The sequence below is a fragment of the Glutamicibacter sp. Je.9.36 genome, assembly GCF_051129975.1.
GTDB lineage: Bacteria > Actinomycetota > Actinomycetes > Actinomycetales > Micrococcaceae > Glutamicibacter.
The window spans coordinates 39,305-56,855 of the sequence record NZ_JBCPSN010000004.1; the positions used below are offsets into that span (position 1 = coordinate 39,305).

A 17,551-nucleotide genomic window follows, 5' to 3' on the forward strand; every position below is an offset into this window, starting at 1 on the left:
TTTGTTTCCCCCAAAGGATTGCCCGATGACACAGCTTGCTCTAGGCGGCCAGCTCAGCCTGCGCCTGCTGGAAGTCGCCGACGCGAAGCAAGTCGCCGAGTCCTACCAGCGCAATCGACAGCACCTGGAGCCCTGGGAGCCGGCTCGCCCCGCAGAATTCTTCACCGAGACGCGGCAAGCGGCACACCTCGCAGCCGCCTCAGAAGCTCGCCGAAGCGGATTGGCCTTTCCCTTCGGGCTCTTCGAACGGGATGCGCTCATCGGACGCTTTAATATCAGCGGAGTGGCCCGTGGCGCATTCCAAAGCGCCAGCCTGGGCTACTGGATCGATCATGAATACACCGGGCGGGGCTTGGCTTCCCGAGCCGTGGCCACCTTGCGCACGGTGGCGCTCAACGATCTGGGCTTGCACCGGCTGGAAGCCAGCACGCTCCCCCACAATTACGGCTCGCAGCGCGTTCTTGAAAAGAACGGCTTCGTCCGAATTGGCATGGCACCCAACTATTTGGAGATCGAAGGACGCTGGCAGGACCACAATCTCTACCAAGCGATCTTGCACGATCAATCGGCTTCCAATCCCAGTGATTCCGTAGTCGACTAGTTATTTTGTGAATCACGGCACTTTTTGCTGTTTTGGTTCTTGCTCCCCGGAAATCTCGTGTAAAGTTATTCAAGTCGTCAAGACGGCTAATAAATGAATATGCGCCCATAGCTCAGCTGGATAGAGCGTCTGTCTACGGAACAGAAGGTCAGGGGTTCGAATCCCTTTGGGCGCACCAATGAAAATTCCCACTCGATCGAGTGGGAATTTTTTTGTTAAATCCCGGCGGGGAACGGCAACAGTGCCGCAACAAACTAGTGCGAAGCGCGCAACACCAATTTCGTGTCCATGATGCTCCACTCGGGTACCTGTTCTCCGTTGATGCGTTTGATCAACAGTTCCGCCATGATTTCGCCCTGGCGCTCCGGGTTCTGCGCAATGGTCGTCAACGGCGGTGTCGAGCTTCGCGCGAAAGAGTCATCATCAACGGACGTTACCGAAATGTCCTCCGGCACTTTCACACCGGCTTCCCCTAGGGCTTGCAAAGCTCCGAAGCCCATCTGGGCACTGGCGGCAAACAGGCCGTCTACCGCAACATCCGCGTCCAGCAGCTGCTGCATGATGCGCCGTCCGCTAGCCGGGGTGAAGTCGCCGATCTCAATAGCCGCAGGCTCCAGGCCCGCGCGTTCAACTGCCTGCTTGAATCCCACCAAACGGTCCAGTCCCGCGCCCATGTCCTGTGGCCCGGCAATAATTGCCAGCTTGGTGCGCCCTTGGCCAATGATGACCTCAGTCGCTTGCCTGGCGGCGGCGATGTTGTCGATATCGACAACATAGATGTCCTTTTGATCGGTGCTCATGGTGCGTCCGCCATAAACCATGGGCAACACAGTTCCGAGATCCGCGTAGGAACGGTCATCCGCGTGGTGCGAAAGCACCAGCGCGCCATCCACATTGCTGCCTTGCAGGTAACGGGTGGTTTTCACCGGATCCGCTTCGGTGGACAGCAGCAAGGTGAGCATGAATTCGGTATCGGCCAGGTACTGGGCAGCGCCCTGGACGACCTTGGCGAAGTACGGGTCTGCGAAGAACTTCGCGGTGTTCTCGGGAACCACCAAGGCGATGGAATTGGTCCGGCCCTGCGCCAGGGAACGGGCGGCACGGTTAGGCACGTAGTTCAATTCGCGGATCGCCAATTCAACAGCCTTGCGAGCCCCTGGCTTCACCCGATCCGAGCCATTCACTACACGGGAGACCGTGGCCCGCGAGACACCTGCGCGTTCTGCCACCAACTCGAGGGTCGGTTTCGGGCTCCGCGCTTCGTGCATGATCATGATCTTTATCCAGGTGCCTTGCAGTAGTCCGTCGGTGAAACACGATGATGGTCCGCAGCACCATCGGCAGGCTGCGGACCATCATGCTAAGGTGTTATGCCATTGTACGGTTTGCGGCAATCAACCCTGCGTAGGCCTTGCCACTATTCTTAATCGTTCGCACCTGGGTCTGGTAATCGACGTGGATAATGCCAAAGCGCTTCGCGTAGCCCCACGCCCATTCGAAATTGTCCAGCAAAGACCAGACAAAGTAGCCGCGGACATCCACGCCGTCTTCTATCGCGCGGGCCACAGCATCAAGGTGGTTGAGGATGTATTCCTCGCGTTCGGGATCTTCAACGGTTCCGGCCTCCGTCACCGTATCGGTGTAGGAAGCGCCGTTCTCCGTGATGTACAGCGACGGAAGGTTAGCGTAGTCCCGGTTCAACCGGTTCAACAGCACGCGCAGCCCTTCAGGATTCACTTCCCAGCCCATGGCCGTGCGCGGCAGGTCGCGTGCCGGGAAGGTCACATACTCGCTGCCGACAAAAGGCGAAGACTTCGGCGAATCGGTAGGCACCACGGGCTGCGGCTGGCCGGCGGGCAGCGGATGGCCTGAAACGTTGTCATCGTGGTAATGGTTCACGCCCAAGAAGTCGATTGGCTGCGAGATGATCTCCAGGTCCCCTGCTTCAATGACTTCAGCCAGCCCCAAACCCCGGACGTCTTCAAGCAGGTCTTCGGGGTAGGAACCGCGCAGGACAGGGTCCAGGTACATGCGGTTCCACAATGCGTCGACGCGGCGCGCTGCTTCCAGATCCACCGGATCGCCGGGATTATTCGGGACCGCATTGGTCAGGTTCAGCGTGATGCCGATATGCTCCGCGCCCAGTTCGCGCAGCCGGGCGGTGGCCAACCCGTGGGCCAGATGCTGGTGGTGCACCGCTGCCAGCGCCGCTTCCGGTTCCTGTCGTCCCGGGGCATGCTCGCCGGCGGCGTAGCCAATCAGCGAAGAGCACAGCGGTTCGTTGAACGTCGTCCAGTGCTTCACGCGGTCGCCGAGCTTTTCATGCACAGCCTCCGCGTATTCGAGGAATTTGTAGGAGGTCTCGCGGTTGGTCCAGCCACCGCGCTCTTCCAATGCCTGCGGCAGATCCCAGTGGTAGAGCGTCAGCCACGGCAGGATGCCATTCTCCAGCAGCTCGTCGACCAGCCGGGAGTAGAAATCCAGGCCTTCCGGGTTAACGCTGCGGCCCCCGGGGACCACGCGAGCCCAGCTGGTAGAGAACCGGTAGGAGTCCAGGCCCAGTTCGCGCATGAGCTGCACATCTTCGCGGTAGCGGTGGTAGTGGTCCACTGCGACTTCGAGGTTCTCACCTCCTGCGATGGCCCCTTGCTTGCGGGCGAAGGCGTCCCAGACCGAATCTTCCTTGCCGTAGGAATGGCCAGCGCCTTCAATCTGGGCTGCTGCCGTAGCCGAGCCCCACAAGAATTCCTTAGGCCACGCGAATTTTTGGGATAGGTGGTTCATCATTAGCCCTTTACAGCTCCTGCCATAATTCCGGATACAAGTTGTTTGCCTGCAAGTATGAAGAGCACCAGCAGCGGGATCGTGGCCAGCAGGGCCCCGGTCATCACGATGGTGTAGTCAACGTATCGGGCAGACTGCAGTTGGCTCAACGCCACCTGCAAGGTTGGGTTCTGCGGTGCCACCAGCATGGGCCACAGGTAGTCGGTCCAGGCGGTCATGAAGGTGAACAGCGACAGGATCGCCATTGCCGGGCGAGCCGCTGGAACCCCGACATGCCAGAAGGTGCCGATCATGGAGGCTCCATCCACGCGGGCGGCCTCGATCAGTTCATCGGGGATGTTCTCCACCAGGTACTGGCGCATGAAGAATACGCCGAAGGCAGTGACCAGGGTCGGGATGATGATGGCTCCCAGCGAGCCGGTCCAGCCGAATTGCTTCATCATCATGAACATCGGGATGATGCCCAGCTGGGTGGGCACGGCCAAGGTCGCGATCACGAAGACCAGCAGCCCCTGGCGTCCGCGGAAGCGCAATTTGGCGAACGCGTAGCCTGCCAGGGTTGAGAAGGAAACCACCGAGAAGGTGATCACCGAGGAGACGATGATGCTGTTGCCCAGGGCCGCCCAGAAATCGACGGAGTCCAGGACCTCGGCGACATTGGTCCAGAACTGGCCGCCTGGCAGCAGCGGCGGGTACGCCGAGGCGAACACCGCACCGGTGGAGGAACCGATGACGAACGAGTACCACAGCGGGTAGGTGCTGCCAATGAGGAAGGCCAGCAGGATTCCGTAGGTGAGGAAGCCAGGACGGCGGTCCATGGAGAAGTTCTTGCCGCGGCGCTGGGGCGCACGGACCTGGCGCGCGGGGCGTTCCACTGTTGCATTACTCATTTGCTGCACTTCCGCTCTGCGTTCCGTTGGCCGGCTTTGCTGCTTTGGCTTCGGCTCGGGCAGCTGCCCGACGTGCCGCTCGGGTTCTGCCAGTGCTGCCGGCGCCCTTCTTGTCGGCCGAAGAAGCGATGGATCCGGAGATCAGGAAATTGATCACGCCGATCACGATGATGATCAGGAAGAGGATCCAGGCCACGGCCGAGGCGCGTCCGAAGTCCCCGCGATTGAAGGCCAGGTCCCAGAGGTAGAGCACCGTGGTCTGGTACTGGCGGTCCGGGCCGCCGGGAACCGAGCTGCTGGGGTTGAACAGCTTGGGTTCGGTGAAGATCTGCAGGCCGCCGATGGTGGCAGTGATGATCACGAAGATCATCGTGGGGCGGATGCTGGGCAAGGTAATCGAGAAGAAGCGGCGGATCACGCCGGCGCCGTCGATGGCCGCCGATTCATGCAGTTCGCGTGGCACCGCCTGCATGGCTGCCAGCAGGATCAGCGCGTTGTAGCCGGTCCAGCGCCAGTTCACCATGGTCGCAATAGCCATATGCGACGGGAAGACCTCGGTCTTCCACGCGATCGGGTCGATATTCACGGCGGCCAGCAGGTTGTTCAGCACGCCATACTGCTCGTCGAATGCCGAGGAGAAAATCAGCGTGACGGCCACCGGCGTGACCACGTAGGGAACCAGCACGCTCATGCGCCAGAAGGTCTTGGCGCGGATGTTCTGGTCCAGCATGGCCGCGATGAACGTCGCGATCACCAATTGCGGGATGGCCGAAAGCAGGAAGATGCTGAAGGTGTTGAACAGGGAATTCCAGAACAGCGGAGAGGTCAGTTCGGCTTTGTAGTTTTCCAGGCCGATCCAGGCTCCTGCTCCGCCGAGCAGATCCCAGTCATTGATCGAGACGACGAACGTGTAGATCAGGGGGAACAGGCCCACCAGGCCGAAGAGGATGAAGAAAGGCGAGATGTAGAGATATGGGGAGTACTTGAAATCCCACCGCCCGCGAAGGTGCCGGCGGCGCGTCTTGCGCTCGTCCCTGGTCTCGGCCGGCTTAGCCCCGGCCGGAGCATTGTTCCCCTTGTTCCAACGCTGGGGCTGCGGACTGGGCGCGCTGGCGTCCCGGTCTTGTTCCGGGGCATCGTGTGTTGTGGTGCTCATCAGTGGCATCTTTCCTGCTGCAGTAGCTGTCCAGGCATGGGCCGCAACCTCGTTGCGTGCCGCGGCCCCTGCCTGGATTCGAAGCGGGCTACGGGATTACTTGATTTCCAGTTCCTGCAGGGTGGAGAGGGCCTTGTTCCAGGCGGTCTCGCTGTCGCTGCCAGCATCGATCGCCTTGATAGCCGGGCCGAAGACCTGCTCCTGGATCACCGAATCCTGCGGGCCCTTGTACTGGGCCTGGACGCCGTTGGCGCGGTTGCCCAGGATTTCGCCCACCGGTGCGTTATTGAAGAATTCGCTCATCTCATTCGTGCCGGTCACTGCATCGGACTTCTGCGCTTCCAGGTTCGAAGGGAACGTGCCGGCTTCCTCGAATGAGGTCGCCTGCGACGATGCGCTGGTCAGGTACTGGGCGAGCTTCGCAGCCTCGGCCGGGTGCTCGGAAGTGGTCGGCACGGTCAGGAACGAGCCGCCCCAGTTGGCCGCGCCGCCCGGGAAGACATCTGCGAAGTCCCAGCCTGCGCTGGAGTCTCCGCCGGCACCCTCAACCTGGCCCTTGACCGTGCCAAGCATCCAGCCCGGGCAAGGCATGACGGCGAAGGAACCGTCAACGAAGGCCTGGCCCTTGCCCCAGTCCCACTGGGTCTGGTTGGCCGACAGCCCCTTGGACGCAGCATCGGAGAGCAGGTCCCAGCGCTCGCGCAGTTCGGCGTTGCCCTCGATATTCAGTGATCCGTCAGCCTTGTAGTAGCCCTCGTCGAGCTGATTGACCATGGAATTCCAGACGAAACCGGACTGGTCGTAGAAGGCCTTGCCGGTCTTCTCCACATACTCGTTGCCTGCCTTGAAGAAGTCTTCCCAGGTTGCGTCGTCGCCACCGAGCAGCTCGGCAACGTCTTCGCGCTCGCTGGGCATGCCAGCGTCCTTGAACAGCTTGGCATTGAAGCAGATGCCCATCGGGCCAATGTCCGTACCGTAGCCAATGACGCGGCCTTCTGGATCGGTGGCCTGCTTGACCTTCCAGTCAACCCAATCCCCTGCTACCTCATTGGCTCCGAACTCGCGCAGATCGGTGAAGGAATCTGCAACCGACATCACCTGGCCCAGCCAGCCTTCTTCCACTGCTTGGACATCTGGCAGGCCGGCACCCGCAGCCTGCTTGGTCTTCCAGTCGGTCAACGCGTTGCCACCGGTATCGATGTTGGTGGCTTCGATGGTGATTCCAGGGTTTTCCTTCTCGTACTTCTCGTACAGCGGGTCCAGTCCCTGGGTGCCGAAGGTCGTCACGGTCAGCGTGACCGGGTTATCAGCCGAGGCCGGCTGGGCATCCTTGCTTGCGTCGGCTGCGCAGCCGGTTGCTACCAGGGCGATGCTTCCGGCAACGGCCGCGGCCAGTGCCAGTGGGGATTTGCGTGAGGGTTTCACGGTGACTCCATTTCGGATATGAATCGTGCGAGCGGGCGAGCGCCAACAAGTTTGAGAGCGCTCTCAAAATACGGCAAAAAAGAAAATTCCTGCGATTTCCTGGATGCCTGAAACGATGAAAGCGACTCTGCCAAACATTTTGTGAGCGCTCTCACAAATCTTCTCCAACAATTCTCCACGATGGAAGTTTTCTGTCAAGCCTTTTTCCCAAAGAATTCTCCACCCCGCAGCCAGCGCCCCTTTGGGTTCCCCGAAGCGGGTTAAAAGAAGGTGGCCAGGCGCTCTTCAGGGAAGAAGAGCGCCTGGCCACCGCGCAAGCGGGAAAGTCAGTTTTTCTTATCCAGCTGCAGTCCGACGAGCACCGGATCATGATCCGAGGAACGGTACTGGTCAGCCGCGAACAGGTTAGTGATGTTGTTGTTGTAGCGGCTGTATTCGTAGCCCACGGATTCAAGGGCGTTGATGTTCCAGATGTCTTCTCCAGTCACCTTGCCCGCCAGCTTCTCCGAGGCGAAGATGTGGTCCAGCGAGCCTACCAAGCCGTCGTAGAGGTAGCTCTGGGAATCGGCTGCGGCGCCCAGGTCCACGTACCCGGCTTCAACCAGAACCTGCATCGGATCTTCAGCCGAATAGGAGTTGAAGTCCCCCGCCAGCAGCACCTGGTCGGTATTGCGCGATTTCTTCAGCTCATCCGCGAAGCCAACCAGCGCTTCCGCTTGGCCGACACGGGCTTCGTTCCAAGCGCCCTGGCCATCGCCGCTGTCGGCATTGCCCGATCCATCAGCAGGATCCGAGCCCTTGGACTTGAAGTGGTTGGCAACGACCAGGAAGCGGGTGTTCTGGTTTCCGCCGACACGCTGGAAGGCCTGGGCCAATGGATCCCGGGCGTTCACGAATGCTGGATCGTCGAGGATGACCGACTCGTCGATGGGCTTCACGGCCTTGTCGCGGTAGATGATCGCGGTGCGGATAACATCTTCGTCAGCGGGCACAACCGATGGGGTCGGGACATAGCTCCAAACCTTCTGGCCAGCTTCCTGGTTCAACTCGTTGACCAAGTGAGCCAGGGCGGCATCGCGGTTCTGTCCGAAGCGTGCCGAGTTCTCGATTTCTTCCAGGACCACCACGTCTGCGGTGAACTTGCCCAGTGCGGCAACGATCTTGGACTGCTGGCGCTCAAAGCTTTCAGCGGTCGCCGCGCCGCGCGCATCGCAACCACCGCGGACATTGATCGGATTGCCCTCGCGGTCGGTGTAGTACGAGCACCCATCGAGCATGTCGCCGGTAGTGGTGAAGTAGTTCAGCACGTTGAAGCTGCCAACGCTGACATTGCCGCCCACCTCTTGCGGAGCATCGCTGTCGACCTGCTCAAAGTTCACGGCGATATCGGCATCATCGGCGCCGACCACCTGGCCCTGCGGCTGCAAACGCCACATATCGTAGCGGTAGTCCAAGATGACCGGTGCGATGAAGGATGCGTCAGCGCCCACGGTGACGCGCTGCTGCGCGTCGATGTACGGCAGGGCGATCTGCTTGTTCTTGCTGGTGGAGAAGTTCAGCGTGGCCCCGTCATCGACCACGATCAAGCGCTGCTCGTTTTCCGCCGCGAGAGCCTTGGCCTGGGCACTGCCCGGCTTGAAGACATCGGTTGGCTGGCGCAGCAGCCGTTCGCCGGGCAGGATCTCGCTGGTGCCCATGGCCAGGCTCAGCTCGCCGTACTGGTTCAGCGAGTAATTATCCGAGACGGTGAACTCGCCCTGCGGTTCGATCAGCATGGATTCAAAGCGCTCGCGCTCGGCATCGCTGCTCGGCAGCGAAATCGCCAGCGGCTTGACGCCCTGCGCCGGTTCATCGAGCACCTCGACGCTGCCGGCCTTGAGCTGGGTCAAGCCATAGTATTCGGACACTTCGCCAGAAACCTGGACATGGTCGCCGACGCTCACCGAGGAAACCTCATCCGGCGCGTACACGAAGATCGCCGAGCTCGCCTGGCCCGAGGCATCTACGCCGCTGCCAGCGCTCTGCAGATAGAAGCCGCGGAATCCGCCGTCGGCATAGGCTCCGGTGACAACACCGCGCACAGTTGCGTCCTGGCCAGCCATGGGTGAGCTGTCGCCGGTCCCCTGGATCTGCTCGATGGGGGTGATTTCGGCAGTATCGGCGTGCGCCGCCGAGAAGCTCGAAACCGCAAGCGCGGTTCCCAGCACCGCGGCAGCGATGCGAGTGGGACGTCTATTGATCATGTTTTTCCCTAGGTAGATATTCAAGCAGCGGCGGCCCTGCCGCGTGCATGGGCCTGGTTCCAAGGTAAGCAAAGCCCGATTAACTGCACCTGAACTCTGCCCCGCTTTTTCGTGACGTACCCAACAACCATCAAAGGTCATCAAACGCTTTACGTCCAGTAGTGATTAAAGGAATCTTTTCACTAATTGAACTGACCGGTCAGTTCAATTAGTCTTTAACTGTGCTTACCGCAGATTCCATTACCGTCAAGGGGCGCCACGACCAGCTCGTGGGGCCCACCTCCGTGCAACTGCAAAGAGGTGAACTGCAGCTGCTGGTATCCGAGCCGCAGATTTCCCGGACCGCGCTGGCCCTTGTACTGAGCGGACGCATGGCACCCAGCTCCGGGACGGTGGTGTGGAACGCGGACCCGAAGCTGCGAACCCTGCGCAAGCACAGCGCTCTGGTCGATTCGCCGGGGATCAATGAACCCGAATCCCACTTGAAGGTTTGCGATCTTGTCGCAGAAGATCTGGGACTGATCCCGGGGCCAAGCTGGCGCAAGCCCGGCGCCAGGAAGTGGATGGCACAGCATGGATTCGACGATATCGCCAGCTGCTGGAGCGATGCCATCGATCCGGGCCGCCTCTTCGAGCTCCAGCTCCTGCTGGCTGCCGAAAATCCCCGTCTGGAATTGCTCATCGTCGATTCACCGGACCGGCACGATCTGGAAGACGAGCATTGGCTCGAGACCCTGGAGAACTTCGCTTCCTCGCATCGGGAATTCGCGGTCCTGGCTATCGTCAGCCGGCTGCCCCAGTGCTGGCAGCAGCAAACTGGGCAGGCCACCGCCCCGGAACCAGCAGTGCTCCCGCTGCCCGATCCATCCACCGGGTTCATCCAAGGCGAACTCGATCTGGGCCTGGATCACCTGGCCATGGCCGAGGGCATCTCGGACAACCACGACTTCTTCCTCCCAGCCGACGAACTTGCTGACGCTGTTCAGTGCGAAGCAAAGGAATAGCCCATGACAACTTTGCGACTTGCCCTCTCCGAGCTCAAGCGGATGAGCCGCGGCACCTTGCCCAAACTGGCGCTCATCGCGGTCACCTGCGTTCCGCTGCTCTATGGCGCGCTCTACCTCTACGCCAACTGGGACCCCCAGGGAAACCTCGACAAGGTCACGGCCGCCGTGGTCAATCTGGATGAAGGCGCCGAACAGGACGGCGAGGAAACCCGAGTCGGCGACGACGTCGTCGAGGAATTGGAAGACGACGGCACCTTCAGCTGGGCGCACGTGGATTCCAAGGCGGAAGCCGAGCAGGCCGTGGCCACCGGCCAGTACGCCTTTGCGCTGATCCTGCCTGAGGACTTTTCCTCGGCCCTGGTCTCGCCGGGCGATTTCGATGATGCCGAACAGGCCAATATCGAGCTGCTGACCAACGATGCCAATAACTTCATGGTGTCCAACTTCGCCAAAACGCTGGCTACCACGGTGCGCACCTCGGTCGCCCAGGAAGTGGGAACCGAAACGGCTTCGGCGATGATCGCCGGATTCGTGGACATCCACGATTCGATGGGCGAAGCCGCAGACGGCGCCGGGAAGCTCTACGATGGCACCCTGCGACTGGGCGATGGCGTGGTCACCTTGGCCGATGGCACCACCAAGCTCGTCGATGGCAGCACCGAGCTGAACTCGGGCACCAAGACCTTGAAGAATGGCACCGCCGACCTGTCGGGAGGGTTGGGCCAACTGGTCGACGGCCAAACCCGGCTGCGCGACGGCAGCGCCGAACTGGCCGAAGGCACCGCGCAGCTGGCCGACGGCAGCAAAGAGCTGAGCGACGGTCTGCACACCTTGAAGACGCAGACCAAAGCGCTGCCCGGTTCCGTCTCGAAGCTGGATCAAGGCGCCGCCAGCGCGAAAGAAGCCGCCGACCAGCTTGCTGCCGGTTCACAGCAGGTCGCAGACGGCAACCAGCAGCTGGCCAGCACAGCAGATGAGGCCATCGCGGTAATCGACCAGCTGCAGGCCAACACGAAAACGCAGCTGGATAGCGTCAAGGAAGATACGCAGCAGCGTCTGGACGAGTTGGTCAGCAGTGGCGTGCTCACCCAGGACCAGGCTGATTCCATCCAGAGCACGGTCAGCCAAAGCGTGCAGAATTCTACGCTCGGCGATGCCTTGGATACCAAAGTCACCCAGGTCAATAGCGAGTTATCTACCCTGCAAACGCAGCTGCACACCCTCGCCGACGGATCGGCGCAGGTAGCCGAAGGAAACCAGCAGCTGGCCACCGGCCTGGGCACCCTCGCGGATGGCACCAAGGCGTTGGATGACGCCATGCCTGCACTCGCGAAAGGCATCGGCTCGGCAGCCCAAGGCTCGGCGAAGCTCGCCTCCGGCGCCGCCGAAGCCCACACCGGGGCAAAGACCCTGGCCGAGGGCCAGCAGTCCGCATTGAATGGCGCCACCGACGCGGCTGACGGCGCAAGCCAACTGGATCAGGGTGCCGGCACGCTGCTCGCCGGCACCGGAGCCCTGCACAACGGACTGGTGCAGCTCTCCGATGGAGTCGGCGAGCTCTCGGACGGCACCGAAGAACTGCAAGACGGCTCGGATGAATTGGCCGCCGGCCTGGAGGACGGCACCGGGAAGGTGCCGAACCCCGATGAGTCCACCAGCGGGCAACTGGCCGAAGTCATGGGCAATCCGGTAGCTGTCTCCAATAGCAAGCAGGCCGAGGCGCAGGCTTATGGCGAAGGCCTTGCCCCCTTCTTCATGACCCTGGCGACCTTTATCGGCGTGCTGATCCTGACCCAGGTGATGCGCCCGATGACCAAGCGCGCGCTGGCTTCCAACGGCAGCAACTGGAAAATTTCCATCGGCGGCTGGTTGCCCTTCGCCGCCATCGCAGTGCTGCAAACCAGCCTGCTCTACGCGGTGGTGCGATTCGGGCTGGGACTGCATGCCGCCCACCCGTGGCTGATCTGGGCTTTGCTGGCCGGTTCTGCCCTATGCTTCAGTGCGCTGATCCAGGGGTGCTTCGCGCTGCTGGGCACCGCGGGAAAGTTCGTGGTGCTGGTACTGATGGTCCTGCAGCTGGTCACCTCCGGCGGCACCTTCCCCTGGGAGACCTTGCCTGATTCGCTGCACCTGCTGCACCGGATCCTGCCCATGAGCAATGTGGTGATCGGCATGCGCCACCTGATGTACGGCGCGGATCTGGCAGTGCTGCCATCGGTTGCCGGTTCGTTGCTGCTCTACACCGCCATTGGACTAGTCTTGAGTATGCTTGCGGTACGCAAGAACAAGACCTGGAGCTTGAAAACACTGCAACCGGAGCTGAAAGAATGACAACGCCAACCGGCCAACGCCGCCGTGTGCGGGCCACGGATTCGAAGGAGAAGCTCTTCGAAGCGGCCATGCAGCTGCTCGGTTCGCGCTCCCCCGAGTCCGTCTCGGTGGACGAGATCGCGGCCGCGGCCGGCGTTTCCAAGGGCACGGTCTACTACAATTTCGGCTCCAAAGACGAGCTGGTCAGCCAGATCCTCAGCTACGGCGCGCACAAGCTCATGGGCGAACTGGCACGTGCGGCCTCCGGGGAAGACCCCTACCTTGCGCTGAGGCAGATGCTGGAATTCTCCATGGACTTCGTCGCCAGCTACCCCTCCTTTGCCCACCTGTGGATGCAGGAGCAGCTGAGCGCGGACACCGCCACTGCGTTCGCCAGCACCCCGCTGCACACGCAGGTGACCGGGCTGATCATCGAGGTGCTCGAACGCCTGGTCGTACTCGAGCCTGACCAGAAGCTCTCGGTAGCCACCAGCATTTTCGGTGCCGCCTTGTTTACCGCCCGGATGCGCGCCTCGGGGCAGACCGGCCTGGATCGCGGGCAAACGGTGCGCGCCGTGCTGCTCACCGTGGATGGGCTTCGCGCTACCCGTCCGGCGGCCGGCTCCTAGGCCTGCGCTTCCCAGCTGGCGGTTTCCCTGATGCCAGGCAGTCCGGCGCTGAAGAGCAGCACCCCGGGATAGCCGTTGAGCAGTTCGGCCACGTCGCCGTAGGCTCCATCGGGCAAGCGGGTCAGCAGCGAATCGACCACCAGCAAGGGCGGTTCGCGCAACAGCGCCCGTGCGACCAGCAACGATGCTTGCTGCCCGGAACTAAGCGGTTCGCCGCCCCGGCGCAAGCGGGCTTCCGCTCCACCAGGCAAATCGGCCATCTTCAAACCGCAGGTTTCAGCCAGCGCCACGGCCTTGCGCAGCGAAGCGCCCGGATGGCGATACCGCAGCGCACGGGCGACGCTTCCGCGCTCGGGAACCATGGATTCCAATGCGGAGCCCACGAGCTTGCGGCGCCCGGCAGCAGGCAGATCCTCGCTGCGCCCCTCGGCGATCCAGACCCCGGCCTGCGGGTCGGCGCCGTGCACCAGGGCGCCGGTCGCAATGGCCGAAAGCAGCGCCGCGCATTGGCCCTGGCTTCCACGCAGCGCAATTCGCTCCCCGGGCTGTGCCCGCAGGGTGGAAAACTGGTCGGCCATCCCTGCGGACACCTGGATGCGCACCGAGGAAGGCTGGAGCATCAGCTCCTTGGCATCGCGGGTGCTTGCCGAAGATTCTTCGCGGGCCCGCCAGCGTTCCTGCTCGGCCAGCAGCGGCGCGATGATTCGCCGGCCCGCCTTGTAATTCTGCCGGTACTCCACCACGCGGCCCCACTCGCCCAGGGTTCCTGCGCAAATTCCCATCAGCGTCAGGGCGGTCGCCACGGCAGCTGGCGGAAGCTGCGCCATCGAGGCCGCCGCCACAACCAGCGCGGTACCCAGCAGCGGAATGGCCAGCGCCCCGCCACGCAGGGCCGCGGCGAACCGGGCGCGATGCACCGAAGCATCGATCACCTTCTGCGAGGAGTCCTGCACCCTTTGCACTTCACGTTCCACGCCGCCGCCGGCCGCAATAGCTGTCCGCGCCGCGACGGTATCGGCAATGCGCGAGGCCAGGCTCCCACGGTGCCGGCGCAAGGTCCTGGCGCTCAGGAAAGTACCCCCGGCCAAGGCCGCCAGCAGGACGCCCTCGAGCACCAAGGTTGCGGCCAAGCTCAGGGCCAGGAGCGGATGCAGAAACCACAGGCCGGCACCGCTGACAACCAGCAATGGCAAGCCGGCTACCAGCGGGACCATGCCCTGCACAATCCAGTTGCGGATCGAGGACAGGTCGTTGGTGGAACGGGCGATGGTGATGCCCATGGACGGACCGCTTGCACTGCGCAAAGCGTGCGTGACCAGCCCGCGGCGCAGCTGGGCCACATAATGCTGGCCGAGCTTCTCGGCCAGCACCCGTTCAGCGTACTTGGCCAGGAAGAAGCATCCCACTAAGCCCAGGACCGCGCCAAGAGCTGCCCAGCTGATGCGGGCCGAAAGCTGTCCGATCAGCCAGCCGATGGCAATCGAGAGCAAGCCGGCGAGAATGCCCAGGCTGAGCAATCCGGCCAGCAGCATCCGCCGCCCGGGCGCTACCAGCGCCGGCAGGCGCCCAGGCTGAGCCGGCTGCTCAACGGCGATCTTCTGGTCCAGCATCTTGGCTCCTAGCGGGTTGGCAGCAGGGCGGCGGCAACCTCTGCCTGGCACAGGTCGAAGGTCCCGATGACCGGGGTGGACAGCTGCGCCTGGGCTTCCATCGCGGCCAGCGGGGAGGCCGTGAGCACCCCGGAAACCGCGGCAACATCCAGGCCTGCTTCGCGCAGGATCCGCTCTCCGGCCTGGGCGCCCAAGGCGTCCTGGGCGCTGAACAGCACGCGGTCCACATGCTCGGCGAAAATCGGGTCGCGCAGCAAGCGGGAAGTCTCGCCCTGGAACAGCCCGTCGGCGATCTCGATGACCACTGCGTCTGCGCCGGTGGCGCTTTGCTCGCGGATCATCGCCACCAGCAGGTCGCGCACGGTTTCGTAATCCAAGCGGTAGGTGGTTGGGAAGCCGAAGTCGGTGAAGTCGCAGACGCTGAAGGCGCCGGCATCGGTGAACAGGTTCGGATCATTGCCGGCACCCGTGCCGGTGGCCTTGCCTGCGGCAACTTCCATGCCGGAGTTGACCAGTCCGTTGACCAGGCATCCCAGGGTGGTGGACTTGCCGGAGTTCATCGAGGTGCCCAGCACTGCGATCACCGGCGGGCGCGGTGCGGCAACCTGCGCTGCGCGCGGCGATGCGTTCTCGATGCCCAGTGGAGCGAAGTCCGCCAGGTTCACGACCTTGCCCTGGCGCATCAGCAGGCCTGCGGGCTGCAGCTGTGTCGCCATATCGATCGAGGCGTGCTGTTCGATGACTTCGCTGGCGACACCGCCGCCTGCAACCAGCTGGCATGGACCCAGGTTATCCGGCACATGGGCCAGGAACTGGTCTGGTGCGTAGCGGTGGCCGTAGGCGACCATGATTTCCTGTCCGACGAACATCAGCTGGCGGCGGGAAACCGGGGACTGCAGGCGCGTGTGCTTGCCTAGCTCGGTCACAGCCGCGATGACGACGTCGCCGGCACGCGGCACCATGTTTGCGCGGCGCACGATCTCGAAATCCTGCGGATTGCGCTGCAGCTCAGCTGCAACGAAGCGGGTGGTGTAGGCAGCGCGGATGGTGCGGGCGCGCTGTGCATCGATCTGCTGCTGCACTTCATTGCGCGCTGCGGGGGTCTGCGTTGGAAGTGATTCTGCGATGATGGCCATCTGCCTGTTCCTCTTTCAGTGTTTCCGGCCCGCCGTTGCGGTTTGCCGGTGCTGGCCGTGCTGCCAACGATTCCCAGTGAAACGAGCAATGGTTAACTGAAAGTGAATGGTTCATGAGGCGGCGAGGTGAATTCGATGAGAGGCCTATCATCTGCTTCTCATAAAGGGAGATCACCGCTTATTTACAGGCTGACTAGTGCATTAGAAAAAACTTGATGAGACTTCTCTCATGCGGGCCGCGGTGCGGTGAAATGCGTGACGCGCGCATCACGGGCATCCAGGTGCGAGTACGGATGCTTGGTTTCCAGCACCGTGGTTCCCAGGGTCGGATAGTTCATCGCCAGCTCGTAAACGGCTTCTTCATCCGAGTCCATTGCCGCCAAGCGCAGCGCCAATTCCTGGAGCACCGGCTGGTGCCCGATCACCAGCAGGTTGCTGACCGTATCGGGAACTTCATTGATGATGGAGCACAGCTGCGAGACTCCGGCGGTGAAGATGCGCGAATCGACGTAGGGGGTCGGGCCCTTCTCGCCGAGTTCGGAAAGCACCCAGGCGCAGGTGGAGCGCGCACGCAGCGCGTCGGAGCAGATGATGTAGTCCGGTATCAGGCCATTCTCCACAAGCCAGGCTCCGGCGGCCGGGGCGTCGCGGTGCCCGCGGGCCGCCAGCGGCCGGTCGTGATCCGCGACGCCCAGCGGGTAGTCGGCTTTGGCGTGGCGCATCAGCATGAGCTTGCGGGAATGCATGGTGTTCATTGTTCCAGCTTAAGACAGCAGTGGCGGGCAACCCGACCCGGGTTGCCCCGCCACTGTTGCCAGCAGATGCTAGATGGAGTATTCCGGAGCTGCCCAGACAACAACTTCTGGGTGCTCGTAGAAGCGGTAGCCCTGGCCGCGTACGGTGCGCACGGTATTGGCCAGGCGTCCCAGCTTGGAACGCAGGCGACGGATATGCACGTCGATGGTGCGTTCGTTAGGGACTTCTTCGGCATTGCGCCACAGGTTTTCCAGCAGCTCTTCGCGGCCTACGGTGCGGGTGCCGTTTTCCACGAGGAAGTTCAGCAACTCGAATTCCTTGAAGGTCAGGTTCAGGGTTTCGCCATCCAGGTAGACTTCGCGGCGCGAGAGGTCGATCAGCACGCCAGATGGGCGCGGGGTGGATGGACGGGCTTCAGCGCGTGGCCGGCGGGAAATCGTCGGATCGCCCAACGCCTGGCGAACTACATCGATGGGCTCACCCTGGGCGCTGGTCGGAGCCAGTGCCACGGCGGCATGGGTCTGCGCTTGCGGCGACAAGGTGGCCAGGAAGGCGCGGACCTGGGTGGCCAGCTTGCCCAGCGAGGTGCCCTGCGCCTGGGCGGCAGTTTCATCCAGGCCCACATAGAGCACGAAGCCGCGTGCGGAGGTGTCGGCGCTTGGCTGGCCTGTTGACTGCACTGGAGTGCTAGCCGGCTGATGCGATGCATCACGTGTTTCATGAACATTGGAAACCGCGCGCAGCGGACGGTAACCCGCTGGTGCATAGCTGCCAGAAGCTGAACGCTGCGCAGCTGCTGCGCGGTTCTGCGCATTGCGAATTGAAACGTGGACGTATCCGGAACCAGCCGACATAATCTTTTCCTCTTTTAGTGCGAAGGCCAAGTGGTTTGGCGCTCATGCTTCGGGTTTTGCTTGCGCTGTTCGCGGCCTTCGTCCACGTTCAGCAGTTGGGTTTCCCGTCAATAACTCCCAAAATCGGATTACAAATCACTCATAATTCGA

14 protein-coding genes and 1 tRNA gene are annotated in these 17,551 nt (G+C 62.4%); 5 read left to right on the top strand and 10 right to left on the bottom strand.

The genetic code is table 11. The annotated features are described in order from the left end of the window. Positions 1 to 25: 25 nt before the first annotated feature. Both AAZQ98_RS11070 and AAZQ98_RS11075 read left to right on the top strand, forming a co-directional pair. On the top strand, positions 26 to 601 hold the full coding sequence (locus AAZQ98_RS11070) for a GNAT family N-acetyltransferase (RefSeq protein ID WP_434692223.1): 576 nt from the start codon (positions 26 to 28) through the stop codon (positions 599 to 601). A gap of 101 nt (positions 602 to 702) precedes the next feature. After that, positions 703 to 779 (top strand) — tRNA-Arg (locus AAZQ98_RS11075). A gap of 76 nt (positions 780 to 855) precedes the next feature. Here the strand turns inward: AAZQ98_RS11075 and AAZQ98_RS11080 are convergent. The 6 genes from AAZQ98_RS11080 to AAZQ98_RS11105 all read right to left on the bottom strand — a co-directional run bounded on the left by AAZQ98_RS11080 (position 856) and on the right by AAZQ98_RS11105 (position 9,099). Then, a complete protein-coding gene (locus AAZQ98_RS11080) occupies positions 856 to 1,875 on the bottom strand; it encodes a LacI family DNA-binding transcriptional regulator (RefSeq protein WP_434692225.1) in 1,020 nt (339 codons plus the stop codon). A gap of 94 nt (positions 1,876 to 1,969) precedes the next feature. Next, positions 1,970 to 3,388, bottom strand: coding sequence for a GH1 family beta-glucosidase (locus AAZQ98_RS11085; RefSeq protein ID WP_434692227.1), 1,419 nt, complete (start codon positions 3,386 to 3,388; stop codon positions 1,970 to 1,972). After that, entirely contained in the window at positions 3,388 to 4,275 is an 888-nt protein-coding gene (locus tag AAZQ98_RS11090) for a carbohydrate ABC transporter permease (protein WP_041648380.1), read from the bottom strand. The genes AAZQ98_RS11085 and AAZQ98_RS11090 overlap by 1 nt, the downstream gene beginning before the upstream one ends. Then, a complete protein-coding gene (locus AAZQ98_RS11095) occupies positions 4,268 to 5,431 on the bottom strand; it encodes a carbohydrate ABC transporter permease (protein ID WP_105658846.1) in 1,164 nt (387 codons plus the stop codon). Before AAZQ98_RS11095 ends, AAZQ98_RS11090 begins: the two co-directional genes overlap by 8 nt. Positions 5,432 to 5,527: 96 nt before the next feature. Continuing rightward, positions 5,528 to 6,856 carry an ABC transporter substrate-binding protein gene (locus tag AAZQ98_RS11100; protein WP_434692231.1) on the bottom strand — a complete coding sequence of 443 codons (1,329 nt, stop codon included), beginning with the start codon at positions 6,854 to 6,856 and terminating at the stop codon, positions 5,528 to 5,530. A 326-nt stretch (positions 6,857 to 7,182) separates the two neighbouring features. Next, entirely contained in the window at positions 7,183 to 9,099 is a 1,917-nt protein-coding gene (locus AAZQ98_RS11105; protein WP_434692234.1) for an ExeM/NucH family extracellular endonuclease, read from the bottom strand. 221 nt (positions 9,100 to 9,320) lie between these two features. Here AAZQ98_RS11105 and AAZQ98_RS11110 point away from each other — a divergent pair, with 221 nt between their 5' ends. The 3 genes from AAZQ98_RS11110 to AAZQ98_RS11120 are packed head-to-tail and all read left to right on the top strand — an operon-like array spanning position 9,321 to position 13,045. Beyond that, the gene (locus tag AAZQ98_RS11110; protein ID WP_434692237.1) at positions 9,321 to 10,103 is read left to right on the top strand and encodes an ABC transporter ATP-binding protein; all 783 of its coding nucleotides are present in this window, start codon (positions 9,321 to 9,323) and stop codon (positions 10,101 to 10,103) included. 3 nt (positions 10,104 to 10,106) lie between these two features. Then, positions 10,107 to 12,437 (top strand): YhgE/Pip family protein, encoded by a 2,331-nt coding sequence (locus tag AAZQ98_RS11115; RefSeq protein WP_434692240.1) that lies wholly within the window; start codon positions 10,107 to 10,109, stop codon positions 12,435 to 12,437. Beyond that, the gene (locus AAZQ98_RS11120) at positions 12,434 to 13,045 is read left to right on the top strand and encodes a TetR/AcrR family transcriptional regulator (RefSeq protein WP_434692243.1); all 612 of its coding nucleotides are present in this window, start codon (positions 12,434 to 12,436) and stop codon (positions 13,043 to 13,045) included. The genes AAZQ98_RS11115 and AAZQ98_RS11120 overlap by 4 nt, the downstream gene beginning before the upstream one ends. Here AAZQ98_RS11120 and AAZQ98_RS11125 read toward each other — a convergent pair. From AAZQ98_RS11125 to AAZQ98_RS11140, 4 genes are all read right to left on the bottom strand, one after another. Then, positions 13,042 to 14,655: an ABC transporter transmembrane domain-containing protein gene (locus AAZQ98_RS11125; RefSeq protein WP_434692245.1), complete on the bottom strand. Its 1,614-nt coding sequence runs from the start codon at positions 14,653 to 14,655 to the stop codon at positions 13,042 to 13,044. The two genes, AAZQ98_RS11120 and AAZQ98_RS11125, sit on opposite strands and share 4 nt — an antisense overlap. An 8-nt stretch (positions 14,656 to 14,663) precedes the next feature. Next, the gene (locus AAZQ98_RS11130; protein ID WP_434692248.1) at positions 14,664 to 15,791 is read right to left on the bottom strand and encodes a DUF1611 domain-containing protein; all 1,128 of its coding nucleotides are present in this window, start codon (positions 15,789 to 15,791) and stop codon (positions 14,664 to 14,666) included. A 227-nt stretch (positions 15,792 to 16,018) separates the two neighbouring features. Then, entirely contained in the window at positions 16,019 to 16,546 is a 528-nt protein-coding gene (locus AAZQ98_RS11135; protein WP_434692250.1) for a SixA phosphatase family protein, read from the bottom strand. A gap of 69 nt (positions 16,547 to 16,615) precedes the next feature. Then, positions 16,616 to 17,401, bottom strand: coding sequence for a winged helix-turn-helix domain-containing protein (locus tag AAZQ98_RS11140; protein WP_105658819.1), 786 nt, complete (start codon positions 17,399 to 17,401; stop codon positions 16,616 to 16,618). Between the last annotated feature and the right edge of the window lie 150 nt (positions 17,402 to 17,551).

What these genes read in the sequence shown, in the direction of transcription:
- AAZQ98_RS11085 (WP_434692227.1), bottom strand. Translation starts at nt 3,388, where the DNA reads ATGATGAACCACCTATCCCAAAAATTCGCGTGGCCTAAGGAATTCTTG.
- AAZQ98_RS11135 (WP_434692250.1), bottom strand. Translation starts at nt 16,546, where the DNA reads ATGAACACCATGCATTCCCGCAAGCTCATGCTGATGCGCCACGCCAAA.
- AAZQ98_RS11125 (WP_434692245.1), bottom strand. Translation starts at nt 14,655, where the DNA reads ATGCTGGACCAGAAGATCGCCGTTGAGCAGCCGGCTCAGCCTGGGCGC.
- AAZQ98_RS11140 (WP_105658819.1), bottom strand. Translation starts at nt 17,401, where the DNA reads ATGTCGGCTGGTTCCGGATACGTCCACGTTTCAATTCGCAATGCGCAG.
- AAZQ98_RS11070 (WP_434692223.1), top strand. Translation starts at nt 26, where the DNA reads ATGACACAGCTTGCTCTAGGCGGCCAGCTCAGCCTGCGCCTGCTGGAA.
- AAZQ98_RS11105 (WP_434692234.1), bottom strand. Translation starts at nt 9,099, where the DNA reads ATGATCAATAGACGTCCCACTCGCATCGCTGCCGCGGTGCTGGGAACC.
- AAZQ98_RS11130 (WP_434692248.1), bottom strand. Translation starts at nt 15,791, where the DNA reads ATGGCCATCATCGCAGAATCACTTCCAACGCAGACCCCCGCAGCGCGC.
- AAZQ98_RS11080 (WP_434692225.1), bottom strand. Translation starts at nt 1,875, where the DNA reads ATGATCATGCACGAAGCGCGGAGCCCGAAACCGACCCTCGAGTTGGTG.
- AAZQ98_RS11120 (WP_434692243.1), top strand. Translation starts at nt 12,434, where the DNA reads ATGACAACGCCAACCGGCCAACGCCGCCGTGTGCGGGCCACGGATTCG.
- AAZQ98_RS11090 (WP_041648380.1), bottom strand. Translation starts at nt 4,275, where the DNA reads ATGAGTAATGCAACAGTGGAACGCCCCGCGCGCCAGGTCCGTGCGCCC.
- AAZQ98_RS11095 (WP_105658846.1), bottom strand. Translation starts at nt 5,431, where the DNA reads ATGAGCACCACAACACACGATGCCCCGGAACAAGACCGGGACGCCAGC.
- AAZQ98_RS11115 (WP_434692240.1), top strand. Translation starts at nt 10,107, where the DNA reads ATGACAACTTTGCGACTTGCCCTCTCCGAGCTCAAGCGGATGAGCCGC.